The 22,996-nt window shown below is 71.9% G+C and carries 19 protein-coding genes; 5 read left to right on the forward strand and 14 right to left on the reverse strand.

Annotated elements, in window-relative coordinates; genetic code table 11:
- Window positions 1-37: 37 nt before the first annotated feature.
- Window positions 38-1,738 carry a protein kinase gene (locus ACFYW1_RS29710; protein WP_388999889.1) on the reverse strand — a complete coding sequence of 567 codons (1,701 nt, stop codon included), beginning with the start codon at window positions 1,736-1,738 and terminating at the stop codon, window positions 38-40.
- A 213-nt stretch (window positions 1,739-1,951) separates the two neighbouring features.
- Here ACFYW1_RS29710 and ACFYW1_RS29715 point away from each other — a divergent pair, with 213 nt between their 5' ends.
- The gene (locus ACFYW1_RS29715; RefSeq protein ID WP_388999892.1) at window positions 1,952-3,181 is read left to right on the forward strand and encodes a glycoside hydrolase family 64 protein; all 1,230 of its coding nucleotides are present in this window, start codon (window positions 1,952-1,954) and stop codon (window positions 3,179-3,181) included.
- 63 nt (window positions 3,182-3,244) lie between these two features.
- Here the strand turns inward: ACFYW1_RS29715 and ACFYW1_RS29720 are convergent, their stop codons facing one another.
- The 3 genes from ACFYW1_RS29720 to ACFYW1_RS29730 all read right to left on the reverse strand — a co-directional run bounded on the left by ACFYW1_RS29720 (window position 3,245) and on the right by ACFYW1_RS29730 (window position 5,835).
- Window positions 3,245-3,757, reverse strand: coding sequence for a GNAT family N-acetyltransferase (locus tag ACFYW1_RS29720; protein WP_388999896.1), 513 nt, complete (start codon window positions 3,755-3,757; stop codon window positions 3,245-3,247).
- Window positions 3,758-3,833: 76 nt separating this feature from the next.
- Window positions 3,834-3,932 (reverse strand): Imm1 family immunity protein, encoded by a 99-nt coding sequence (locus tag ACFYW1_RS29725; RefSeq protein WP_388999899.1) that lies wholly within the window; start codon window positions 3,930-3,932, stop codon window positions 3,834-3,836.
- Window positions 3,933-4,029: 97 nt separating this feature from the next.
- The gene (locus ACFYW1_RS29730) at window positions 4,030-5,835 is read right to left on the reverse strand and encodes a LamG domain-containing protein (RefSeq protein ID WP_388999902.1); all 1,806 of its coding nucleotides are present in this window, start codon (window positions 5,833-5,835) and stop codon (window positions 4,030-4,032) included.
- Window positions 5,836-6,603: 768 nt separating this feature from the next.
- Here ACFYW1_RS29730 and ACFYW1_RS29735 point away from each other — a divergent pair.
- On the forward strand, window positions 6,604-7,173 hold the full coding sequence (locus tag ACFYW1_RS29735; RefSeq protein WP_388999905.1) for a DinB family protein: 570 nt from the start codon (window positions 6,604-6,606) through the stop codon (window positions 7,171-7,173).
- Between the two features lie 104 nt (window positions 7,174-7,277).
- Here ACFYW1_RS29735 and ACFYW1_RS29740 read toward each other — a convergent pair whose 3' ends face one another.
- The gene (locus ACFYW1_RS29740; RefSeq protein WP_388999908.1) at window positions 7,278-8,045 is read right to left on the reverse strand and encodes an ALF repeat-containing protein; all 768 of its coding nucleotides are present in this window, start codon (window positions 8,043-8,045) and stop codon (window positions 7,278-7,280) included.
- A 252-nt stretch (window positions 8,046-8,297) separates the two neighbouring features.
- Complete coding sequence (locus ACFYW1_RS29745) at window positions 8,298-8,822, reverse strand: hypothetical protein (RefSeq protein ID WP_384220073.1); 525 nt, start codon at window positions 8,820-8,822, stop codon at window positions 8,298-8,300.
- Between the two features lie 253 nt (window positions 8,823-9,075).
- Here ACFYW1_RS29745 and ACFYW1_RS29750 point away from each other — a divergent pair, with 253 nt between their 5' ends.
- Both ACFYW1_RS29750 and ACFYW1_RS29755 read left to right on the forward strand, forming a co-directional pair.
- Window positions 9,076-9,705, forward strand: a complete 630-nt coding sequence (locus ACFYW1_RS29750) for a YceI family protein (RefSeq protein ID WP_388999912.1) — start codon at window positions 9,076-9,078, stop codon at window positions 9,703-9,705.
- A gap of 114 nt (window positions 9,706-9,819) precedes the next feature.
- On the forward strand, window positions 9,820-10,332 hold the full coding sequence (locus ACFYW1_RS29755) for a hypothetical protein (RefSeq protein WP_388999915.1): 513 nt from the start codon (window positions 9,820-9,822) through the stop codon (window positions 10,330-10,332).
- Here the strand turns inward: ACFYW1_RS29755 and ACFYW1_RS29760 are convergent.
- On the reverse strand, window positions 10,295-13,270 hold the full coding sequence (locus ACFYW1_RS29760; RefSeq protein WP_388999918.1) for a SpoIIE family protein phosphatase: 2,976 nt from the start codon (window positions 13,268-13,270) through the stop codon (window positions 10,295-10,297). The two genes, ACFYW1_RS29755 and ACFYW1_RS29760, sit on opposite strands and share 38 nt — an antisense overlap.
- Before the next feature lie 52 nt (window positions 13,271-13,322).
- The gene (locus ACFYW1_RS29765; protein ID WP_388999921.1) at window positions 13,323-14,768 is read right to left on the reverse strand and encodes a hypothetical protein; all 1,446 of its coding nucleotides are present in this window, start codon (window positions 14,766-14,768) and stop codon (window positions 13,323-13,325) included.
- 118 nt (window positions 14,769-14,886) lie between these two features.
- Here ACFYW1_RS29765 and ACFYW1_RS29770 point away from each other — a divergent pair, with 118 nt between their 5' ends.
- Complete coding sequence (locus ACFYW1_RS29770) at window positions 14,887-15,369, forward strand: hypothetical protein (protein ID WP_388999924.1); 483 nt, start codon at window positions 14,887-14,889, stop codon at window positions 15,367-15,369.
- 70 nt (window positions 15,370-15,439) lie between these two features.
- On the opposite strand, the gene cimA is transcribed toward ACFYW1_RS29770, so the two are convergent.
- From cimA to ureA, 6 genes are all read right to left on the reverse strand, one after another.
- Window positions 15,440-17,047: a citramalate synthase gene (gene cimA / locus ACFYW1_RS29775; protein WP_388999927.1), complete on the reverse strand. Its 1,608-nt coding sequence runs from the start codon at window positions 17,045-17,047 to the stop codon at window positions 15,440-15,442.
- Window positions 17,048-17,388: 341 nt separating this feature from the next.
- Window positions 17,389-18,723 carry an MFS transporter gene (locus ACFYW1_RS29780; RefSeq protein ID WP_388999930.1) on the reverse strand — a complete coding sequence of 445 codons (1,335 nt, stop codon included), beginning with the start codon at window positions 18,721-18,723 and terminating at the stop codon, window positions 17,389-17,391.
- Between the two features lie 81 nt (window positions 18,724-18,804).
- On the reverse strand, window positions 18,805-19,431 hold the full coding sequence (locus ACFYW1_RS29785; RefSeq protein WP_388999933.1) for a TetR/AcrR family transcriptional regulator: 627 nt from the start codon (window positions 19,429-19,431) through the stop codon (window positions 18,805-18,807).
- A 3-nt stretch (window positions 19,432-19,434) separates the two neighbouring features.
- Window positions 19,435-20,448, reverse strand: a complete 1,014-nt coding sequence (locus tag ACFYW1_RS29790) for an agmatine/peptidylarginine deiminase (RefSeq protein WP_388999936.1) — start codon at window positions 20,446-20,448, stop codon at window positions 19,435-19,437.
- A gap of 19 nt (window positions 20,449-20,467) precedes the next feature.
- Entirely contained in the window at window positions 20,468-22,156 is a 1,689-nt protein-coding gene (locus tag ACFYW1_RS29795; RefSeq protein ID WP_388999939.1) for an urease subunit alpha, read from the reverse strand.
- Window positions 22,153-22,833, reverse strand: coding sequence for an urease subunit gamma (ureA, locus tag ACFYW1_RS29800; RefSeq protein ID WP_356934272.1), 681 nt, complete (start codon window positions 22,831-22,833; stop codon window positions 22,153-22,155). The genes ACFYW1_RS29795 and ureA overlap by 4 nt, the downstream gene beginning before the upstream one ends.
- Window positions 22,834-22,996 lie beyond the last annotated feature (163 nt).

Genomic DNA, 22,996 nt, shown 5'->3' on the forward strand with positions numbered 1-22,996 from the left:
GTGCTTCCCGGGCGCGAAACACCAACCGGGCCGCCGGTCAGAGCAGCTCCAGGCACAGCACCGTGTCTCCGACCTCCGCCTCGTAGTCGTCGGTCCCGGACCATCCCTCCACGGCCCTGGAACACCCGTCGGGCGGATCGCGATAGAGGACCTTCGCGTAGGTCTTGGACTCGTTGCCGTCGTTCAGGACCGCGCGGATCCGCATGAAGACGCACGGCTTCGTGATCCAGTCCGCGTTCCTGTTCCCCTCCGGGTACTCCTGGGCGACGCAATCGCCCTGGCCCACCTCGCGGATGTCACCGGTGAAGAGCGTCCCCTGCGCACCGAGCAGCCCGATGACGACGACGAGGGCCGCTGCGACGAGGCAGCCGAAGGACATCAGGACGACCCGGCCCACGCGGAACCGGCGCACGCGCGGGACCTTCGCCCCCGGTGTGCCGATGCCCGCGACGACGGAGCCGATGCGGGCCGACGCGCCGTCGCCGCGGTACACGGCCAGGAGCGTGCCGTCGGCCGGGGAGGTGATCACGGTCTCGCCCCGGACCGACGAGACGTCGATCAGCGGCTCGTCCACGGCTATCTCGTCGCCCACCTGCTTGTGCCAGCGGACGATCCTCGCCCGCCGCGCCCCGTCCGTCCTTCCCGGCAGCCAGGGCAGAGCCACGGGTGTGTACCCGAGCGCGGTCTTCTGCCCGGTGGCCCGGACGTGCTGGACGGGCCGGGGTGCCGCGGCCCGCCCGGCAGGCTCGACGGGTTCGACGGGCTCGGCAGGTTCGGCGGATTCGGCCGCCGGGGCCGGGTCCGAGGATGGGGGCTGCGGTGGCTCCGAGGGTTTCGGCGGTCGTGGGACCGCCGGCGCGGTCAGCGCCTTGGTCCGTGCCGTCTGTTCGTTGATCAGCTCGGTCACGCCGTCCGGGAGCCGGAGCCCGTCGGGTCCGGCGAGCGCGGCACACCGGCTGAGGAATTCGTCGATGCCGGGCCGGTCGCCGGGCGCCTTGGCGAGCCCCGCCGCGACGATCGGGGCGATGCCGGCCGGGAGGCGCGAGAGATCGGGCTCGTCGTGCACGACCCGGTAGACCAGCGCCTCGGTGGGGCCGTCCCCGAACGGGCCCCTGCCGGTGGCGGTGTACGCCAGCACGGCGGCCAGGCAGAAGACGTCGCTCGCCGGACCGGCCTCCTGGCCCCGGATCTGTTCGGGCGACATGTAGGCGGGGGTGCCGATCGCGCCCGTCCGGGTGAGCTGGGAGGTGGCGTCCAGGGCGCGGGCGATGCCGAAGTCGATGACGCGCGGCCCGTCGTCGGCGAGGATCACGTTTCCGGGCTTGAGGTCGCGGTGCACCACTCCGCACCCGTGGATGGCCTTCAGCCCTTCGGCGAGGCCCGCGCCGAGCGCCGCGACCGCCTCGCCGGGGAAGGGGCCGCACTCGGCGACCGCCTCGCGCAGCGACGGGCCGGGGATGTAGGACGTGACCAGCCACGGCGGTGCGGCGTCGGTGTCCGCGTCCACCACCTGCGCGGTGTAGAAGCCGCCGACGCGCCGGGCCGCCTCCACCTCCCGGGCGAAGCGCAGCCGGAACTGCGTGTCCTCCGCGAGCCCCTGCCGCACCACCTTCACCGCGACGGTCCGCCCGCCGGGGGAACGTCCGAGGAACACCTCGCCCATCCCACCGGCTCCCAGCCGCGCCAGCAGGCGGTACGGGCCGACCTCCCGGGGGTCGGTGGGCAACAGCTCTCTCATCCGGTCGTCTCTCCCCCGGCGGCCCAGCACACGATGGTCACGTCCAGATGCTCGCAGGTCCGGGACGGGTTCGGAACCAATCTCCAACATCCGCCCCATGACTGCGAGTTGTGAAGGATCAGGACTTCTGAGAGCGCTCTCAGTCATAAGTCTTGACGGCAGGAGCGGCCCTCGCGAGAGTGGAGGACATCCCCCCACATCTCAGGAGTCCCCGTGATCTCACGCAGGCTTTTCCTGACCGGTGGCGCCGCCGCCACCGCGACCGCCCTCACCTACCCCGTCTGGGGAAGCGCCCTGAGCCCGAGCGCGTCCGCCGCCCCCGCGACGTGCGAACTGGCCCTGGAGAACCGCTCGTTGCCGGGCAGGGTCAACGCCTACGTCACCGGCCACGAGCAGGGCACCGACCGCTGGGTCCTGCTGCGGGCCGACGGCAGCGTCTACCGCCCCGACTCCCCCGCCGCGCCGCAGACCCCGCTGCCGGTCGACTGCGCCATCCCGCTGAACTCGGCGGGCGGCGCGCCGGTGGTCCTGACGCTGCCCCAGATGTACGGCGCCCGCGTCTACTTCGTACGCGACGACACCCTCACGTTCTACCTCAACCCCGGCCCCGCCCTGGTGGAACCGGCGTTCGCGACCTCGACCGACGCCAACTACGGCCGCACCTGGTCGTTCTGCGAGTTCACCTTCAACCCCCAGCAGCTGTACGCCAACATCAGCTACGTCGACCTGGTCACCGCACTGCCGATCGGCCTGACCCTGACCGGCGACGCGACGCACACCGTGTCGCCGCTCCCGGACGGCGCGGTGCAGCGGATCGCGGACGGCCTCGTCGCCCAGGCCGCCGCCGACGGGCAGCCGTGGGACAAGCTGGTGATCCGCGGCGCGGACGGCAACGTGCTGCGCGTGATCTCGCCGCAGAACCTGATGGCGCCGTTCTTCGACCGCCCGGACCAGATGCCGTTCCGCGACGTGTTCACCTCGTACATCGACCGGGTCTGGGAGAAGTACCGCTCCACCGACCTGCGCATCGACCTCCAGGGCGGCCGGGGCGTCCGCACCGGCCGGGTGAACGGGGACGTGCTGACGTTCGAGGGCGGCCACACCTTCACCAAGCCCACCTCCAAGGACGTCTTCACCTGCAACCACGGCCCGTTCGCCAACAACCCGGCCGACCCGGACGACAAGAAGGCCCTCCTCGCCCGCCTGGCCTCCGGCTTCAACCGCTCCCTGATGCTCACCCACTCCGACCAGCCCAACGGCACCTCGACCGCCGACTACTACCGGGACCCGACCACCAACCACTGGTCCCGCGTCGTCCACGCCAACACCCCGATCGGCTACGCCTTCCCCTACGACGACGTCCGCCCCGACGGCGAACCCGACGTCTCGGGCGCGGCCAACGACGGCAACCCCCGCCGCTTCACGGTGACGGTGGGCGCCTGAGCCACCGGCCCCGCACCCCCGCAAGGAGCGGGCGCGGGCGCTCGGGCCGCCGAGCAGGCGTGGTCAGCGCACCAGCTCGGCGGCCAGGAGGTCCATCAGGAGGCCGTCGTGCCAGGTGCCGTCCGCGCCGCGCTCGTACTGCCGCATGACGCCGACCGGCCGGAAGCCGACCTTGGTGTAGCAGCGGATCGCCACCGCGTTGTCGGCCGCCGGGTCGATGACCAGCCGGTGGTAGCCGTGGTCGTCGACGAGATGACGGGCCAGCGTGCGCACCGCGTCGGTGCCCAGCCCCCTGCCGTGCACGGCGGGATCGAGGAAGAGGTCGATGCCGGCGTGCCGGTAGTCGGGCTCTTCCTCGGCGTGCCACTGGATCATGCCGACGATCCGCTGCTGGTACTCGATGGTCAGATGCCGGCTGCCGGAGTCTTCGAGATCGGCCGAGACCTCCGCCTCAAGATCGTCCCCACCCCTCCACCGCGCCCGCACCTCGGGAGTGGCCCGGATCGCGGCCAGGGCGGGAACGTCCTCGCGAACAGTGGGCCGAAGGAAGACGGAAGCGCCACGCAACACGGTCATGGCCAGGAACCCTACGTCTCCACACCATCGAGCCGCACCCCCACCACCCCACCGGGCACGGGCCCAGGGCAGCCGATCACCAGATCTCCGGCTCCCGCCATTGCACACACGCCGGACACCACCCTCCGGAAGAAAGGAACTCCTTCGCGGCCTGACGCACCGGGGCAAGGGGCATCTCCTCCGAAGGCCCCGCGGGGCCGGGAACCCGGGAACCGGTGGGGCCGCCATGGAGGCCGGCCCCGCTGGTTCCGGTCAGGCGTGGAACAGCGAGGTCAGGTACCGACGATGTTGCTCACTTGGTCTTCGTCGCTCATTGCTCCCGCCCAGATCCGGATGTCGCCGATCCGCCCGGGCAGGTAGTTGCCCCAGGATCCGAGGTATCCCTTGCCGACGGAGAACTCGCCGCTGCCGACCTGTGTGGTGTAGGTCGTGGTCCCGTTGCTTTGAGCGTCCGCAGCGATATAGAGCTGGATGGTTCTCTCCTGCGCGTCGTGGACACCGGTGAGACGGACCTCGGAGTCCAGGGCGGCTTCTTCCTCGCTGACGACCGACGTCCCTGTGCCGTCCGTGGTCAGGCGGCCGAAGTGCCAACGCCCGACCGGCACCGGCTTGGTCACGAAATTGCCGTTCTCGTCGAGCACCGGTTCGCCGTTCTCGTCGAGCTCCGGTTCCTGACCGACGCCGGTCTTCTCGAACCACAGACTCCAAGAAGATCCGGTGGCCGTACGCTGGCCGAGGATCTGGGCCTTGTAACCGTTCGGCTTCTCCATGATTGCTGCCCCGTCGACGACCGCCTGCGCCGTCACCGTGAACGAACCCGAGTCATCGACCACGGGACCCGGCGTGCTCCCGGCCCCCGACGTGCCGTCCAGCACCAGCTCGCCATCGACCAGCGAGGCGCCCGAGGAGAGTGACAGGGCGCCGTCGTAATCCGGTGCGCTGTTGGCCAGTGACATACCGGTGGCTTGAGCGGGGTCCCATGAGGCGACGAGTTCCGCGGACGGCTTTCCGTCCGCGTCGAGCAGCGCGCTCTCCTGCTTCACCTGCACCTCGGTCAGTGCCTCCTGCCACACCGCCACTTCATCGATCACGCCCGGGAAGTGGTCCGTGTACGCGCCGGCCGACTGAACACGGCCGATCTGCAGCGGACCGGCCGCCGCCCAGGCCGTCGTGAACGGTGTGGTCCCCTGGAGCCGACCGTTGACGTACAGGCTGATCGTGTTGTCGACGGAGTCGAACACACCCGCCAGGTGGGTCCACACCTTCGGAACCGCCTGGCTCTTGGAGGTGACCCGCTGGTAGGACACCGCGTCTCCGGCGGGTGCGTCGCTGTCCGCCTCGCGGAACGACCACTTCTTGGTGCTCTGCTCGTAGCCCAGGAGGAACGGACTGCGATTCGCGCCGTCCTGTCCCATCACGGTGGCGTCCCGTGAATCCGCGCCCAGGCGGACCCAAGCGGCCATCGTGTACGAGGCACGGGTGTCGACGACGGGGCCGGCCGTCGCGGCGTGGCCGGTGGCGCCGTCGAGGGCGAGGCCGCTGTCCGCGACCTTCTCCGCGGGAGTGGTATCCGTGGCCGGGATGACCGTGATCTCGCCACGGCGTCCCTGGCCGGTTCGGGCCGCGCCACCGGCCAGGGTGGCGTTGTCCTGGAGCTGCGGGTCGGTGGTGGAGGAGTCGACCGCCTCGTCGCCCGTGTCGTGGAAGTCCCATCGTCCGACCGGTCCGTCGCCCTCCTTGACAACGAAGTCGACGGAGTTGGCGGCACCGGGGCCGTTCGCGTCCTTCGCTTCCACCTCCAGGGTCATCGTGCCCGATCTCGGAGGCACCGGAGCGATCTTCACGGTCGCCCCGGGTATGTAGGACGACCATGCGGTATCGGTCGACAGCTTGTACCGGTACGCGGTGTTGACGTCCCCCGCCGCCGGGCCGAGGGTGAAGGACCCTGCCTGGCCGGGCTTGCCTCCCGGGACGCAGGAGTTCGCCGTGCACGGGGTGTACGGGCCGGTGGTGTCGAACGTGATGGTCGGGGGCCCGGGCGCCGCCCCCCGCTCGGTGCGCTCCTCCCCAGCCTCCACATGCTCACCCGCTTCGGCCGCGGCGGCCAGGGCCCTCGACCCCGGCGAGGTCGACTCCCTCGCGACTCCCCCGGGAGACAGGGGTGAGGCCACGGCCTGCGAGGCCAGAGCAGGAAGCGAGCCCGCCACCGTGCCGGCGACAGCCAGCGCACACACACCGTGACGCGCGCGACGCCACAACCCACCGTTCACAGATCCCACCCCGACCCCACACGGCTTTCACAAAAGTCAGCCAAATATCGAGGCATGATCAGGGCCGGTCAAGAGTGATCCGGGTCACTCCATGGGCGAGTTGCGGCAGTGAAGGAGCCTCGCTCCCGAGTGGGGCGACGATCACCCGGGCACGAAAAACAGACCGCGAAGTCCAAAAAACCTTGGGATCTTTCACTCCTGACCGGTCGACCCGCTTCCCGACTCCCCCGCATCGCCGTCACCGAAGCCCCCGCCCCGTGCCGTCCCACGTTCCGCAATGCGAATCCCGCTCGCTCCGCATCAGACTTCACCGGAGAGCACACATGGGCATCTCTTGGACCGATGGTCACCGGAACGGGTACGGGCAACCGGGACCGTTCCTTGTCGAGCGAAGTCACAGAAAGCAACTCTGTGCATTCATCATGGAATTGGCGAACGAGACAGCGTCGGACCGGATATCAGGCACCCAACGCTTCTCACCCGTTTCGGGCCGGACCAGGCGGGCGGCTTGCCCATGCCGTCGGCGTCCGGGGCCCGCGTACAAATGGCTGGCGGGCGCGGGCCCCGCGGGCGAACATGGCGCGCATGAGCGATCAACCCGCGCGATGGACCCAGGCGACCGTCTACCCCGACATGTGGGCCGACCCCGATGACGACCCCCGTGACAGCGGCGGAGCGAGTCCGGAAGGTGAACTGGCCACGCTGAACGACTTCCTGTCGGGGTATCGGATGACCCTGCGGATGAAGTGCGAGGGCCTGGACCCGGAGCAGTTGGCCCGGCGGTCGGTTCCGCCGTCGACGATGTCCTTGCTCGGCCTGGTCCGGCACCTGGCCGAGGTGGAACGGGACTGGCGCAACTGGATCAGTGACGGCGATCCGCTGCCGAAGCTGTACGGCAGGCGCGACGCGGACTTCGACGAGGCCGTCGCCGACCGGGCCGTGGTGGACGGCGCCTACGCGGATCTGGAGCGCGAGCAGGCCGCGACCGACGCCGCGCTGGCCGAGCACCCGGATCTGGGCACGCGCCTGGGGAAGGACAGGACCTCGGTCCGGGAGCTGATGGTGCACCGGGTCGAGGAGTACGCCCGGCACTGCGGGCACGCCGACCTGTTGCGCGAGTGCATCGACGGCAGGGTGGGGCAGTAGCGGGAACGACACCGGGGCCCGGAGGCCGGGGCCGGACGGTGCCGGCCCGCCCGTGCGTCCGGGCCGCTCCTGCGGCGGCCGGGACGCACGGGCGGCGGGTGGGGTCAGCCCGAGGTCGGCGGGGTCCGGCCGTCCGCCTCGTACTGGCCGACCTCCAGGAAGTGGCGCAGTTCCTCCGGGGTGCCGTCGATGGCCTTCTCGGCCGCCGCGCGCAGGGCGTCGCTGATGCCGGGGTCGGCCAGGATGCGGGCGACCGCCACCCGGTCGTCCTCCGCCTGGGCGAGCCGGAGTCCGGTCTCCAGGAAGTACCGCACGTCCTCGGCCGTACCGTCCATGGCCTTCTGCGCCTCCCGGTACACCGCCTTCCCGATGTTCGGGTCCGCGAGAATCCGCGCGACCGCCACCCGGTCGTCCTCCTCCTGAGCGATCGCCCAGCCGGTCTCCAGGAAGTACCGCACGTCCTCGGCCGTACCGTCCATGGCCTTCTGCGCCTCCCGGTACACCGCCTTCCCGATGTTCGGGTCCGCGAGAATCCGCGCGACCGCCACCCGGTCGTCCTCCTCCTGTGCGATGGCCCGGCCGGTCTTCAGGAAGTACCGCATGTCGTCGATCGTGCCGTCCATGGCCTCCTGGGCCTCCCGGAACACCGCCTTGCCGATCTCGGGGTCGGCCAGGATGCGGGCGATCTCGACGCGGAGTTCCTCCTCCGTCATCGAGTCGTAGGGGGAGTCGTCGGCCGGGCCCGCGTCCGGGGCCGTCGTCGTGGCGGCGGGGGAAGGGGCCGGCTGCGCGGCGGAGGACGGGGTGGAGAGCAGCAGGGCCGGGGCCAGGGCACCTGCGGCCACGGCCAGCGCCGCGCGGGTCAGTCTCACGTGAGTACCTACCTCTGTTCGGGAACGGCCGGACACCTCGTGCACCGGTCGGTGGCACGGGAGTTGACGGCGCGCCTGATCCGTACCGTCGCGTACTGTCCGACGGCGAGGCATCATGCCAGGGGGCGGCACCCGGCGCACTGCCCGGACCGAGCAGTCTTCACCCCCGGCTCGTTGCCGACATGATCACGACCACGCACGGGTGCCCCCGTTCCGCCGGAACGGGGGCACCTGTGCGCGCGTGCGCGGAGGTCAGCAGCCGCCGCAGTTGTAGTACGTCACGTCCCAGTGGTTGCCCTCGTCGGCGTAGATGTTGCCGGAGCCCGCCTTGTACATGGGGGCACCGTCGCCGCGCACCCCGATGTAGGTGAAGGTGTTGTGGACGTAGTTCGTGAGGCAGGTCGACTTGGCGAAGTCGAGCTTGTAGCCGTTCCAGTGCGAGTACGTGCCGCCGGCGTGCCCGGTCTCGGTGCCGCCGGTGATGTTCAGCGCGCAGCCCGTGGCGCTCTTGAGGGTCTGGGCGCCCTGGGCGGTGGCCAGGTTGAGCTGGTCGAACGAGGTGCACGTGGGGACGTTGCGGTCGGAGCAACCGCCGGACGAGGACCAGGTGATCCCGGAGGAGCTGAACCGGGCGGTGGCCTGGGAGTGGGTGAGTTTGGTGACGGCGTGGGCCTGGGTGGCACCGCTGCCGAGGACGCCGACGCCCGGGGCGAAGAGCACGCCGAGGACGAGGGCGAGGGCCGTCAGGGCGGGGCGCAGTGTCATACGGGACACCATGGGGGGACTCCTCCTGCTCATGACAAACAACGACATGCAGATACTGCCCGAGCTCTACGCGCGTCCGCCAGAGGGGAGCGGGGATCGGGTGGGAGTTGCCCCGCCGTTCCGACGCCGTTCACGACCGCCCGATCCCTAGATGTTGAACTTTGAACTAGATGCCGCTACAGTCAATCTCGTTGAAGGTTAAACAACAGCTTCGACACCCACTCGATCGCGTTCCCCGCTCGATCACGTCCCCCGAGGAGGAGCCATGGCTCTGTTCAACCGCAAGAACAACAACGCCCCGGCTGCCGCTGCCGCCGTCACCGCCCCCGCCGTGGACCCGGCGCTGGCCGCCCTCACCGGCGACTACACGATCGACCCGGCCCACAGCAGCATCGGCTTCACCGTGCGCCACGCCATGGTCACCAACGTCCGCGGCACCTTCGGCGACCACGAGGGCACCCTGAAGCTGGACGGCTCCGACCCGGCGAACTCCACCGCCTCGATCGACGTCAGGATCGCCAGTGTCGACACCGGCATCGCCGACCGCGACGCCCACCTGGTCAGCGGCGACTTCTTCGACGCCGAGAAGTTCCCCCTCATGACGTTCCGCTCCACGCGTGCCGAGCAGCTCGGCGGCGACGACTACCGCGTCACCGGCGACCTCACGATCAAGGACGTCACGCGCCCGCTCTCCATCGACCTGGAGTTCAACGGCTCCGCCACCGACGTCTACGGCAACGAGCGCGTCGGCTTCGAGGGCAGCGCGACCATCCTGCGCTCCGACTGGGGCCTGACCTGGAACGCGGCGCTGGAGACCGGCGGCGTGATGGTCAGCGACAAGGTCAAGCTCACCTTCGACATCTCCGCCATCAAGGCCGCCGCACCGCAGGCCTGACGCCCCCGCCGCACGGCACGGCACCGACCCGAGCACCCCGCCCGCCCTTCCCTCCCCCACCGGGGCGGGAGGCGGGCGCTCGGCGTTCCGGCACACCGTGCCACAATGCCGGGCATGGACGTTTCGGCCATGTCGGCCACGGCCCGGGAGGTGCACCGGCGCTGGCGCGACCGGGAGGCGCCCGACGGGGACTTCATCGTGTTCGCCGACGGCTCTCTCCGGGTGATGGACCTGCTGTGCCTGCGGTCGCCCGAGCCGCCCGACGGTTCGGGGACCGAGGAGTGGCACTGGACCGAGAGCCTGCACGCCACCGAATGGAGTGCCGACAGCTGGGTGGAGGTCGACTCCGCGCTCGCGACGCACGCCCATGCCGGAGGCCGGGCCTGGGCCGGGGAGTCGGCCAATCACGGGTCCATCGGCTGGGTCGCGCTGACCCGGGACGACGACGGGAGCACCCTGGAGTGGATCGCCGTCTCCAGCTGGTCCAATCCCTTCAGCGCCGTCACCCTGGACGACACCACGGTGACCGCGGTCAACACCTCCGGCCGGATCTGGGCCTTCCCCCGGGACGCGCCCCAGCGGGTGCGGATCACCGAGGATCCGGACGGCCCGGGGGCCCACCGCTGAGCACACCGCCGCCGAGCGGGTCGTCACCGCGCGTGCCGCCCCCGGGTTCGTCGTCGGCCGCTTCGCCGTCCGGCCCGTCGCCGTCCGGTTCGTCCTCGTCCGGTTCGTCGTCCCCGAACAGGTCGTCGCCGAACAGGCCCGCCCCCACCGGGCCCTCCCCGTCCGATTCGCCGACCGTCTGCTCCGACCAGATGACCTTGCCGTTCTCCGTGTAGCGGGTGCCCCAGCGTTCGGCGAACTGGGCGACGAGGAACAGACCCCGGCCGCCCTCGTCCGTCGTCGCCGCGTACCGCAGGTGCGGGGCGGTGCTGCTGGTGTCGGAGACCTCGCAGATCAGGTTGCGGTCGTACAGCAGGCGCACCTCGATGGGGCCCTCGCCGTAGCGCACCGCGTTGGTGACCAGTTCGCTGAGGATCAGTTCGGTGGTGAACGCCTCCTCGTACAGGCCCCGGTCGGCGAGCCACTGGGCGACCTTCTTGCGCACCCCGGCGACGGCCGCCGGGTCGGTGGCCACCGCCCACCGCGCGACCTGGTCCGGGTCGAGGATGTGCGTGCGGGCCACGAGCAGGGCGACGTCGTCGCCCGGCTGCTCGGACAGCATCGCGGACAGCACGTCGTCACAGGTCTGCTCGGGCGTCCGGTCACGGCCGGCGAGGCAGTCGCGCAGCAGCTCCAGGCCGGTCCCGATGTCCCGGCCCCGCCGCTCGACCAGGCCGTCCGTGTAGAGCACCAGGCGGCTGCCCTCCGGTACGTGGAACTCGACCGCCTCGAAGGGCAGGGCGCCGCTGCCGAGCGGGAGTCCGGCCGGGACGTCGGGACACTCGACGGTGCCGTCGGGCAGCACCAGCGCCGGCCCGGGGTGGCCCGCCCTGGCCACCGCGCAGTTCCCGGACACACCGTCGTAGATCGCGTACAGACAGGTGGCCCCGGCGATCTCGACACCGCCCTCGCCGCCGGCCTCCTCCCGGTCGATCCGGGCGACCAGCTCGTCGAGGTGGCCGAGCAGCTCGTCGGGGGCGAGGTCCAGCGCGGAGAAGTTGTGGATGCCGGTGCGCAGCCGCCCCATGGTGGCCGCGGCGTGCACCCCGTGTCCGACCACGTCGCCGACCACCAGCGCGACCCGGGCGCCGGACAGCGGGATCACGTCGTACCAGTCGCCGCCCACTCCGGCCGGAGCCGGGAGATAGCGGTGGGCGACGTCGAGGGCGCTCTGGTCCGGCACGCCGCGCGGCAGCAGGTTGCGCTGAAGCGTCACGGCCATCTCGTGCTCGCGGGTGTAGCGGCGGGCGTTGTCCACGCTGACGGCCGCCCGGCCCACCAGTTCCTCGGCGAAGGACAGGTCGTCGTCGTCGAACCGCTCCGAGTCGCCCACCCGCCAGAAGTTCACCAGTCCCAGGACGACCCCGCGGGCGTGCAGCGGCACGGAGATCATCGAGTGGAACCCGTGGTCCAGGAGGTTCCTGGCCCGTTCGGGGTCCCAGTACCCCCGCCCCATCCGCGCGACGACTTCCTGCTCCAGGTCCTCCGCGTCGATGCGCACGTGCACGGCCCTGGTCCGGGAGGGCACGAAGCCGACCTTCCGGTCGAGCGGATACAGGGGCCGGCCCGCGTCGGGGGCCGCGATGGCGGTGCGCCGCATCTCCAGACCGCCGTCGTCCGACACCACCGGATCCTCCCCCGGCGGACCCGGGCCGACCAGGTCCACGGTCGTGGCGTCGGCGAAGCCGGGCGTGGCCACGTCCGCCAGCTCCTGGGCCGTCCGGGTCACGTCCAGGGTGGTGCCGATCCGGGCGCTCGCCTCGTAGAGGAGCAGCAGCCGTTCGGTCACGGACTCCGCCCGGCCCGTCACGGCGCGCAGTTCGGTGGTGTCCCGCAGGGTCACCACCGTGCCGGGCGGTCCGCCGCGCTCGTCGGTCGGGCGCAGGTTCACGACCAGCAGCCGGTTGCCCGAGCGCAGCACCTCGTCGCTGACGCTCCCGCCGGAGGCGAGCAGGGCCGCCGTCCTGGGGGTGAGGCCGAGGTCCGTGACCGCCCGGCCCTCGGCGTCCTGGGGCAGGCCGAGCAGGCGGCGGGCCTCGTCGTTGGCGAGGGTCAGCCGGTGGTCGGCCCCGAAGATGAGGACGCCCTCGCGGACCGCGTGCAGCACCGCGTCGTGGTGCTCGTACATGCGGGTCATCTCGGCCGGTTCGAGCCCGTGGGTCTGGCGCCGGAGCCGCCTGCTGACCAGGGCGGCACCGCCCGTGGTGAGGGCGAGGGCGATCGCCGCGACCGCCGCGCTCGGCGGGATGGAGCGGTCCGCCGCGCTGTTCACCGTCTCGACGGTGATGCCCACGGAGACCAGCCCGACGACCGATCCGTCGGGCCGCTCGACGGGCACCACGGAGTTGACGGAGGGCCCGCGGGAGCCGGTGAAGGTCCGGGTGAAGCCCTGCCCGGCCAGCGCCTCCTCGTAGGGGCCCACGAGGTGCTTCCCGATCAGGGCGGGGTCGGGGTGGGTGTAGCGGATGCCGTGCGTGTTGGCGACGACGACGGAGTCCACGTGGGTCTGTTCGCGGATCCGCTCGGCGCGCGGCTGCAGGATCGCGGTGGGGTGCGCGCTCTCCAGGGCGGGCACGATGCCCGGCGAGTTGGCGAAGGTCTCGGCGACGCTCAGGGTACGGGCGCGGGCCTGGTCCATGCTGTCCTTGCGGCTCTCCACGAACAGGGCGACCGTGCCCACCACGACGAGCAGCAGGACGAGGGCGAGCACGAGGCCGAAGACCTGGCCGGCCACGGTGCGCACGGTGAACAGCGAGCGCAGTCCGCCGCCCCGGGAGCGGCGGGCCGGGCCCCGTGCTGCCGACGTGGAAGCGGCTCGGGCCGGGTGTTCCTCCTCGGGCCGACGTGGTGGCCGGACGGACCGTCCCGGCCACGCCCGGGATCGGCCGATACCAGACATAACTCCAGGTCTAGCACGAATCGCATCCGCGCGAGAGGCCGCCGCCGGGGGCTCAGAACCCGCCGCCGTCAAAGCCTCCGCCTCCTCCGAAGTCGCCCCCGCCGAATCCGCCGCCGTCGAAACCCCCGCCGTCGAAGCCCGAGGAATCGAAGTCCGCCCCGGAGAAGTCACCGCCGTTCCAGTCGCCGGGGCCGAAGTCGCCGCCGCCGTACTCCGCCGCGTACGCCGGGGTCGACAGCACGGAGCCGAGCATCGTGCCGACGAGCAGGCCGGGGAGCAGCCCGCCGCCGAAGTAGCCGCCCGCCCAGGGACCGTACGCCGGGCCCGCCTCCCAGTACGGGCGGCGTCGGCCGTCCCCGGTGTCGACGGTGCGGCCGAGGGGTTCCTCGCCCGCGCGCAGCCTGGTCGCGTCCACCGCGCAGACCGGGATCTCGCGGGCCGTGCCGCCGGCCGGGGACCACCGGACGTCGGCGGCCGAGGGGCCGTGGCGCGGGTCGAAGAAGCACGGCGGGCGGCGGGCGGGCGGCTCCCGGCCTGCGCGGCGGGCCTCCAGGACGGCCAGGGAGAACCGGCCGTCCTCCAGGGCCCGGGTGACCTCGCGCACGTCGGACGGGTGGCGGGCGGCGGCCATGCGGGACTTCGCGGTCTCGTAGGAGTCCAGGGCCCGTTCGTAGTCCGCGCGCATGGCGTCGTCGGCGCCCCGTTCCGCGGGGTGGAAGTCGAGCCGGTCCAGGGTCTCGCCGTACGCGGTGATGTCCTCGTCCACGACGACCCGGAGCTTGTCGAGGGCGGCGCGTTCCTCTTCCTCCTTGCGCCTGCGGTTGCGGCGGACGACGCCGTAGGCCGTGCCGCCGCCCAGCACCAGGATGCCGCCGGCCACGATCAGCGCGGTGGTGGACGACGGGCCCCCGCCACCGCCGGACGCGCCGCCCCAGGAGGCGGGGGCGCTGCCGCGGGCCTGTTCGACGGCCCGGTCGACGAAGGCGTTCAGCTGGGTCGCGGCGTCGGTGGCCGTGCCGGGCGCCTTCACCGCCGCGGTGAGGTTGTCGACCGCCCGGGTGGGCATCACCTGCGGGTCGGCGCCCGCGTCGAACGCGTCGCCGAGGCGGACGGCGTAGACACCGGTGATTCCGGTGTCGGTGCGCAGGGTGGCCAGCAGGTTCCGTGCGGGGAACGCCGCGGTCCGGGGCAGCACCGCCACGAACACCGGTTTGCCGGCGGCCTCGATCTTCTTCGTGAGGGCGGCGGCCTGCGCCGGGGAGAGCTGGTCGGCCGCGGCCGGATCGACGTACACCGGGCTCCTGCGCAGCGCCTGCGCGACCTCGTCGATCGTGGTGGCGGGGGCGGTGGCGGAGCCGACGGCGGGTGTACCGGCCGCGGCGGAGCCGGCCTCGGCGGCACCGGCCGTCGCGGGCGCACCGGGTGCCGTGCCGAGGACGGCCGCCGCGAAGGTCAGCAGCAGACCGGCCGACAAGGAAGGGAACCTTCTGTTCCGCATACTTCGAAGCTAACCCGGACGGGGCGCTCGCGCGCTGTCGTCCGGACCGCCGGTTCCGCGGGCCGCCCGCCGGTCCCCGGCGCCCGGGGGCCCGGGGCCGGGAGCGGGCCGTGGAACGATGCTCGCCATGACAGGTCAAGTCTGGGTGTCTCTCATATCGTTGGGCGGCGTCGTCCTCGGCGGCGTGCTGTCCTACCTCGTCCAGCACCGGACCCAGCGGTCGGCGGAACGCGCCGAGCAGCAGCGGCAGCGGATCGCGCTGTCGGAGACCCGGCGCGCGGAACGGCTGGCGCTGCTGGAGCGCTTCATCGAGGTCTCGGCGGAGGCGGAGCGCTGCGCCTACACCCGGCCGTCCGAGTGGGAGGAGACCGACGACTGGTACCTCACGACCCGGGACGTCATGTCCCGGTTCTGGGTCGCGGACCGGCTCCTGCGCGTCCAGTTCCCCGCGTCCGTGCACGAGGTCGCGCACGCGCACTTCCTCGACCTCAACCGGACCGTGTGGCACGGACTGCCCGACGGCGACGGCGACGGCCTGCGGGACCTCCTGGAGATCAACCGGTCGGTGTTCCTCGACGCGGCCCGCGAGGTCATGGGGTAGCCCCGCGCCCGCCGTTTCCCGGGCCCCGCGCGCAGCCCGGCGGCGCGCGGGGCCCCGTCCCGTCCGGCGGTTACTCCGTGGGCTCGACACCGGCCCGCAGGAGGCCGTAGGTGTACGCGTCCTCCAGCGCCTGCCAGGACGCGGCGATGACGTTGTCGGCGACACCGACCGTGGACCATTCGCCGTTGCCGTCGGCCGTGGTGATGAGGACGCGGGTGGTGGACTCGGTGCCGGTGCGGCCTTCGAGGATGCGGACCTTGTAGTCGGTCAGCTCCAGCTTGGCGAGCTGCGGGTGGAGCCGTTCGAGGGCGACCCGCAGCGCCCGGTCGAGGGCGTTGACCGGGCCGTTGCCCTCGGCGGTGGCGACGATCCGCTCGCCCTTGGCCCAGAGCTTCACGGTCGCCTCGTTGGCGTGCGTGCCGTCGGGGCGGTTCTCGACGATGGCGCGCCAGGACTCGGTGCGGAAGTACCGGCGGGGGCGGCCCTCGGCCTCGGCGCGCAGCAGCAGTTCGAAGGAGGCGTCGGCGGCCTCGTAGGTGTAGCCCTTGAGCTCGCGCTCCTTGACCCGCTCCACGACCCGGCCGACGAGTTCGCGGTCGCCGCCGAGGTCGATGCCGAGTTCCTTGCCCTTGAGCTCGATGGAGGCGCGGCCCGCCATGTCGGAGACGAGCATCCGCATCGTGTTGCCGACCAGGGCGGGGTCGATGTGCTGGTACAGGTCGGGGTCGACCTTGATCGCGGAGGCGTGCAGTCCGGCCTTGTGGGCGAAGGCGGAGACACCCACATAGGGCTGGTGGGTGGAGGGCGTCAGGTTGACGACCTCGGCGATGGCGTGCGAGACGCGGGTCATGTCGGCGAGGGAGCCCTCGGGCAGGACGCTCTTGCCGTACTTGAGTTCCAGTGCGGCGACGACGGGGAAGAGGTTGGCGTTGCCGACCCGCTCGCCGTAGCCGTTGGCGGTGCACTGGACGTGGGTGGCGCCCGCGTCGACGGCGGCGAGGGTGTTGGCGACGGCGCAGCCGGTGTCGTCCTGGGCGTGGATGCCGAGCCGGGCGCCGGTGTCGGCGAGGACGGTGGAGACGACCGCGTGGACCTGGGCGGGGAGCATGCCCCCGTTGGTGTCGCAGAGGATGACGACGTCGGCGCCCGACTCGGCGGCGGCGCGGACGACGGCCTTGGCGTACTCGGCGTTGGCGCGGTAGCCGTCGAAGAAGTGCTCGCAGTCGACGAAGACCCGGCGGCCCTGCTCCCGGAGGAAGGAGACGGTGTCGCGGACCATCTCCAGGTTCTCCTCCAGCGTGGTGCGCAGCGCGAGTTCCACGTGGCGGTCGTGGGACTTGGCGACCAGCGTGATCACCGGGGCGCCGGATGCCAGCAGCGCCTTGACCTGGGGGTCCTCGGCGGCCCTGCCGCCGGCCCTGCGGGTGGCACCGAAGGCGACCAGTTCGGCGTTCTCGAACTGGATCTCCTGCTGGGCGCGGGCGAAGAACTCGGTGTCGCGGGGGTTGGCACCGGGCCAGCCGCCCTCGATGAAGCCGACGCCGAAGTCGTCCAGGTGCCGGGCGATGGTCAGCTTGTCCGCGACCGTCAGGTTGATGCCTTCACGCTGGGCCCCGTCGCGCAGTGTGGTGTCGAAGACATGGAAGCTGTCGTCGGTGGCCTTGGCCTTGGTGGTCATGCTGGTCTGACTCCTGTCGGATGAGCGGATCCGGACGATCTGGCTCCACTTGCCCCCATCATTCCGCCTGCGCCTCGCCCCGGCCCGGGTGAGGGCCGGAAAACGAAAAAACCCCTCGCGGGTGCGAGAGGTCTGCGCGCGGGTCTGGGGCACGGTGGCCGCGTCGCACGTGGTGGTGCGGGGCGGTCACTGCGGACCGGCGCGCCTGCTGCCGATAATCATGACGGACGAAGGCACGGAGACAGTCTTGCACAGGGCTGCCTCCGTACCCTTCCCCGTCTCAGGATGCGGGCGCGCCGCCCGTCCCCGTCAGGGCTCGGACGTGGCGCCGCCCGTCCCCGTCAGGGAGCGGGCATGGCGTCGGCCGCTCCGGACTTCCGGGCGCCGTCCCGGTCCGCGTCCTTGGCTCCGATCCGGCCCAGGTCGATGTCGCGGGTCTCGCGCATGGTCAGGTAGACCACCAGGGAGACCGCGGCGCAGCCCGCCACGTACCAGTAGAAGCCGGACTCGACGCCCGCCTTCTTGAACCAGAGCGCCACGTACTCGGCGGTGCCGCCGAAGAGCGCGTTGGCCAGGGCGTACGGGAGGGCGACGCCCAGTGCGCGGATGCCGGTCGGGAACAGCTCCGCCTTCACGCAGGCGTTGATCGAGGTGTAGCCGGTGACGATCACCAGGGCGAGCAGCGCCAGTCCGAAGGCCGGCCAGAACGTGCCCGCGTGCTTGAGCATGGTCATGATCGGCACGGTCAGGAAGGTGGAGCCGATGGCGAAGCCGATCAGCAGCGGGCGGCGGCCGATCCGGTCGGAGAGCATCCCGGCCAGCGGCTGGAGGCACATGAAGACGAACAGCGCGCAGAAGCTGACGAGCGAGGCGGTGGACTTCTCCATGCCGGCGCTCTTGGAGAGGAACTTGGTGAGGTAGGTCGTGTACGTGTAGTAGGCGACGGTCCCGCCCATGGTCAACGCCATCACGAGGAACGCCTCGCGCTTGTGCTCCCACAGCGCCTTCAGGGTGCCCCGGTCCTCCTGGTCGGCGGCGCCGGACTCCGCGTAGACCTCGGTCTCCAGCATGTTGCGGCGCAGGTAGAAGACGATTCCGGCGCCGAGCGCGCCGACGACGAACGGGATGCGCCAGCCCCAGTTGTGCAGGGCCGCCTCGGACATGTTGCGTTGCAGGACGATCTGGAGACCGAGGCCGACCAGCTGTCCCGCGGTCATGGACACGTACTGGAAGCTGGAGGCGAAGCCGCGCCGTTCGGGGGCGGACGCCTCGGTGAGGTAGGTGGCGCTGGCGGCGTACTCGCCCCCGACGGACAGGCCCTGGAGCAGCCGGGCCACCAGCAGGACGGCGACACCGCCGTATCCCGCGACGTCGTACGTCGGCGCGATGGCGATGAGGACGGCGGAGGCCGACATGAGGGTGACGGTGAGCGTGAGCGCGGCCTTGCGGCCCTTGCGGTCACCGATCCGGCCGAGCAGCCAGCCGCCGACCGGCCGCATGAAGAAGCCGACGGCGAAGATGCCCATGGTGTTCATCAGGTTGGCGGTCTCGTTGCCCTCGGGGAAGAACGAATCCGCGAAGTAGACCGCGAAGGTGGCGTACACGAACCAGTCGAACCACTCGACCATGTTGCCGGCGGAGCCGACCCAGATCTTCTTCCACTGCTCTCGTCCCATGGTCCGCCACCGTGCCCGACCGACGGCGAACACAACAAGAGCGCAACGGGCAACGATCGCGCGTACTTACGTGCGTTTCGTTCATGGCGGGGGGACGGGCGCGCTGTCCGCGGCGAGCGTTTCCCCGACGAACTCCCCCGCCTCGGCGAGGGCCCGGGAACGCCCCATGCCGGGTATGCCGACCGCGACGTGGACGCTGAAGCCGTCGAGCAGCGCGCGCAGCCGGGTCGCGAACCGTTCGGCGTCGACGGCGCGGAACTCGCCGCCCGCGATGCCCTCCCGCACCAGGGCCACCAGGTCGCGGTGCCAGGCGTCCTCGATGGCGGCCTGCCGGGCACGCGCGTCGTCGTCCGCGTCCCGCGAGCGGTTCCACACCTCCAGCCAGAGCGTCCAGTGCGGGTCGTGGTCGCCGTCGGGGAGGTACAGGTCGAGGTAGCCGTCGAGCCGTTCGCGGGCCGTCGCCCGCCCCGCGAGCAGGGCGCGCCGCCGCGCGCCGAGCCGTCCCTCGCTCCACTCCAGGGTCTGGAGCAGCAGCTCGTCCTTGGTACGGAAGTAGTAGAGGAGGTGTCCGCTGCTCATGCCGACCTCGCGGCCGAGTCCGGCCATGGTGAGGCCGTCGAGCCCCCGTTCGGCGATGGTGGCCATGGCTGCGGCCAGCAGTTCCTCACGGGGCGGGGCGGTGTTGCGACGGCGTGGCGCGGGGGGCACGTTTCAGACCTTCGGCTGCTGCTGTGTGATGCAGTGGATGCCTCCACCGCCGGCAAAGATGGTACGGGCGTCGACGAGCGTCACCGTACGGTCGGGGAAGAGTTCGCCGAAGATCTTCGCCGCCTCCTTGTCGCGCGGGTCGTCGAAGGCGCACAGGACCACGCCGCCGTTGCAGAGGTAGTGGTTGATGTAGGAGTAGTCGACCCACTCCCCGTCGGCCTTCAGCACGGTGGGCGCCGGGACCTCGACGACCTCCAGCGAGCGGCCCCGGGCGTCGGTGGCCCCGCGCAGGATGCGGACGGTCTCGCGGGTGATCTCGTGGTCGGGGTGGGCCGGGTCGGGCTGGACGTGGACGACGACGGTGCCGGGGCGGGCGAAGGCGGCGACGATGTCGACGTGGCCGAGGGTGCCGTACGTGCCGTAGTCGCCGGACAGTCCGCGCGGCAGCCAGATGGCCTTCTCGGTGCCGAGCCGGGCGTGGATCTCGGCCTCGACCTGCTCGCGGGTCCAGTCGGGGTTGCGTTCCTTGCCGAGCTGGACGGTCTCGGTGAGCAGGACGGTGCCCTCGCCGTCGACGTGGATGGCGCCGCCCTCGTTGACCAGGCGGGAGCCGTGCACCGGCACGTCGGCGAGTTCGGCGACGGAGCGGGCGATGTGCCGGTCGTGCTCCCAGCGGGCCCAGCCCTGGGCGCCCCAGCCGTTGAACGTCCAGTCCACGGCGGCCAGTTGCTTCCCGTCGGTGACGAAGGTGGGGCCGATGTCGCGCATCCAGGCGTCGTCCAGGGGGCGGACGGCGAGTTCGACGTCCGGGCCGAGGAGGGCGCGGGCGCCGTCCTCCTGGCCGGGGCCGACGACCATCGTGACGGGTTCGAAGCGGCGGACGGCGCGGGCCACGGTGGCCCATGCCTCGCGGGCCGCGGCCAGTTCGGCGTCGGTGTCGAAGGTGGGGTTGGGGCCGGGCCAGGCCATCCAGGTGCGTTCGTGCGGGGCCCACTCGGGCGGCATGCGGAAGGTCATGAGGCGTCCTGAAGGGGTGTCAGAGGAAGTAGAGGCGGTTGAGGGAGACGGAGTCGGCGGGCTCGGAGCGCAGCGGGTCGCCGTCCAGGGTGACCAGGCCGCTGCGGGCGTCCACGGCGACCTCTCCGGTACGGGAGTTGTGCACGAGGTCGCCGGGGCCGATGCCCCGGGTGCCGCGCACCCCGACGCGGCGCCGGCGGGTGGGCATCGAGTCCGCCCCGAGCTGGGTGGCGGCCCGGGAGACGAAGGCGACGGAGAGGTCGGCCGCGGTCGCCCCGTACGCCCCGAACTGCGGTCCGAGCACGAGTGGTTCGCAGGTGTCGGTGGCGGCGTTCGGGTCGCCGGTGACGCCGTACGCGGGGAAGCCGGCCTTGAGCACCAGCTGCGGCTTGGCGCCGAAGAACTCGGGGCGCCACAGCACGATGTCGGCGAGCTTGCCGGTCTCGATGGAGCCGACCTCGTGCGCGAGGCCGTGGGCGATGGCGGGGTTGATGGTGAGCTTGGCGATGTAGCGCAGTACCCGGGCGTTGTCGTCGCCGGGGCCGTCTCCGTCCATCGGGCCGAGCTCCGCCTTCATCTTCCCGGCCATGGCGAAGGTGCGGCGCACCGTCTCGCCGGCCCGGCCCATGCCCTGGGCGTCGGAGGACGTGATGCCGATGGCGCCCAGGTCGTGCAGCACGTCCTCGGCGCCCATCGTCCCGGCGCGGATGCGGTCGCGGGCCATGGCGGCGTCGCCCGGCAGGTCCGTCTTGAGGTCGTGGACGGAGACGATCATCCCGTAGTGCTCGGCGACGGCGTCCCGGCCGAAGGGCAGCGTCGGGTTGGTGGACGAGCCGATGACGTTCGGCACGCCCGCCATCTTCAGGACGTTGGGGACGTGTCCGCCGCCGCAGCCCTCGATGTGGAAGGCGTGGATCGTGCGGCCCTCCAGGACGCGCAGGGTGTCCTCGACCGACAGGCACTCGTTCAGCCCGTCGCTGTGCAGGGCGACCTGGACGTCGTGCTCCTCGGCGACCCGCAGGGCGGTGTCCAGGGCGCGGGTGTGGGCGCCCATGTCCTCGTGGACCTTGAAGCCGCAGGCCCCGCCCTCCGCGAGCGCCTCGACCAGCGGTGCCCCGTGGGAGGAGGAACCGCGGCCCAGGAAGCCGATGTTGACCGGCCAGGCGTCGAAGGCGTTGAAGGCGTGGCGCAGGGCCCAGGGCGAGTTGACGCCGACGCCCCAGACCGGGCCGAACTCCTGGCCGATGATCGTGGTGACGCCGGAGGCGAGGGACGCCTCCATGATCCGCGGCGAGAGCAGGTGGACGTGGGTGTCGACGGCGCCCGCCGTGGCGATCATGCCCTCGCCGGAGACGATCGTGGTGCCCGTGCCGACGACGACGTCCACGCCGTCCAGGGTGTCCGGGTTGCCGGCCCGGCCGATCGCCGCGATCCGGCCCTCGCGGATGCCGATCGACACCTTGCGGATGCCCTGCACGGCGTCGATGACCAGCACGTTGCTGATGACGACGTCGCAGGTGTCGCGGACGGCGGCGGCCTTGAGGTGCAGCCCGTCACGGGCGGTCTTGCCGAATCCGGCGAGGAACTCCTCGCCGTACGCCTGCGCGTCGGACTCGACGCGGACGGTCAGCCCGCTGTCGCCGAGCCTGACCCGGTCACCGGCGCGCGGGCCGTGCACGGAGGCGTACTCGTACGGGTCGATGCTCATCGTCCTGCTCCCAGGTATCCACAGGCCGCGGCGCGCCGCAGGGCCTCTTCCCTCGCGCCGGGCGCGTCGAGCGGGCCGTCGACCAGCCCGGCGAAGCCGATCGCGATCCGGTCGCCGCCGATGGGCACGAGCCCCACCTCGACCGACTCCCCCGGCCCGAAGCGGACGGAGGACCCGGCGGGGACGCACAGCCGCATCCCGTACGCGGCCGAGCGGTCGAAGTCGAGCCGCGGGTTGGCCTCGAAGAAGTGGTAGTGCGAGGTGACGGAGACCGGCACAGTCGCGGTGTTGCGGACGTCCAGTCGCACGGCGGGCTCCGGCTCGGGTCCGGCGGGGCCGGGCAGGACGGCCCCCGGCGCCCGGTCGCCGAGGCTCCCGCCCAGCGGGGCGGAGACCACGGCGAGCCGCGATCCGTCGTCGAAGACGGCCTCCACGTGGACCTCGGTGACGACGTCGGCCACGCCGGGCAGCACGTCGTCCGGGCCGAGCACCGAGCGGGCGGCCTCGATGGCCTCCGCCAGCCGCAGTCCGTCCCGGGCGGCCTCGCAGACCGTGTCCGCGATCAGCGCGGTCGCCTCGGGGACATTGAGCTTCAGCCCCCGGGCGCGGCGGGCCCTGGCCAGTTCGGCCGCACCGAAGAGCAGCAGCCGGTCGCGTTCCGTAGGAGTCAGTCGCACGTCTCCACACCTCCCGTTTGGAGCAGCACTCTAACCCAGGGTTAGAGCAGCGCTCTAACCCTGGCGCATGTCACCCCCGTCACAGCCGGGCGCCACCCGCACCGCCCCGGGAACGCGCGGGGCCGCGCCCGGCGGACGGCCGGGCGCGGCCCTGTGTGTGCGT

This window comes from Streptomyces sp. NPDC002669 (assembly GCF_042889165.1).
Taxonomy (GTDB): Bacteria; Actinomycetota; Actinomycetes; order Streptomycetales; family Streptomycetaceae; genus Streptomyces.

What these genes read in the sequence shown, in the direction of transcription:
- ACFYW1_RS29710 (WP_388999889.1), bottom strand. Translation starts at nt 1,738, where the DNA reads ATGAGAGAGCTGTTGCCCACCGACCCCCGGGAGGTCGGCCCGTACCGC.
- ACFYW1_RS29720 (WP_388999896.1), bottom strand. Translation starts at nt 3,757, where the DNA reads ATGACCGTGTTGCGTGGCGCTTCCGTCTTCCTTCGGCCCACTGTTCGC.
- ACFYW1_RS29725 (WP_388999899.1), bottom strand. Translation starts at nt 3,932, where the DNA reads ATGCCCCTTGCCCCGGTGCGTCAGGCCGCGAAGGAGTTCCTTTCTTCC.
- ACFYW1_RS29735 (WP_388999905.1), top strand. Translation starts at nt 6,604, where the DNA reads ATGGCGCGCATGAGCGATCAACCCGCGCGATGGACCCAGGCGACCGTC.
- ACFYW1_RS29745 (WP_384220073.1), bottom strand. Translation starts at nt 8,822, where the DNA reads ATGGTGTCCCGTATGACACTGCGCCCCGCCCTGACGGCCCTCGCCCTC.
- ACFYW1_RS29750 (WP_388999912.1), top strand. Translation starts at nt 9,076, where the DNA reads ATGGCTCTGTTCAACCGCAAGAACAACAACGCCCCGGCTGCCGCTGCC.
- ACFYW1_RS29755 (WP_388999915.1), top strand. Translation starts at nt 9,820, where the DNA reads ATGGACGTTTCGGCCATGTCGGCCACGGCCCGGGAGGTGCACCGGCGC.
- ACFYW1_RS29760 (WP_388999918.1), bottom strand. Translation starts at nt 13,270, where the DNA reads ATGTCTGGTATCGGCCGATCCCGGGCGTGGCCGGGACGGTCCGTCCGG.
- ACFYW1_RS29765 (WP_388999921.1), bottom strand. Translation starts at nt 14,768, where the DNA reads ATGCGGAACAGAAGGTTCCCTTCCTTGTCGGCCGGTCTGCTGCTGACC.
- ACFYW1_RS29770 (WP_388999924.1), top strand. Translation starts at nt 14,887, where the DNA reads ATGCTCGCCATGACAGGTCAAGTCTGGGTGTCTCTCATATCGTTGGGC.
- cimA (WP_388999927.1), bottom strand. Translation starts at nt 17,047, where the DNA reads ATGACCACCAAGGCCAAGGCCACCGACGACAGCTTCCATGTCTTCGAC.
- ACFYW1_RS29780 (WP_388999930.1), bottom strand. Translation starts at nt 18,723, where the DNA reads ATGGGACGAGAGCAGTGGAAGAAGATCTGGGTCGGCTCCGCCGGCAAC.
- ACFYW1_RS29790 (WP_388999936.1), bottom strand. Translation starts at nt 20,448, where the DNA reads ATGACCTTCCGCATGCCGCCCGAGTGGGCCCCGCACGAACGCACCTGG.
- ACFYW1_RS29795 (WP_388999939.1), bottom strand. Translation starts at nt 22,156, where the DNA reads ATGAGCATCGACCCGTACGAGTACGCCTCCGTGCACGGCCCGCGCGCC.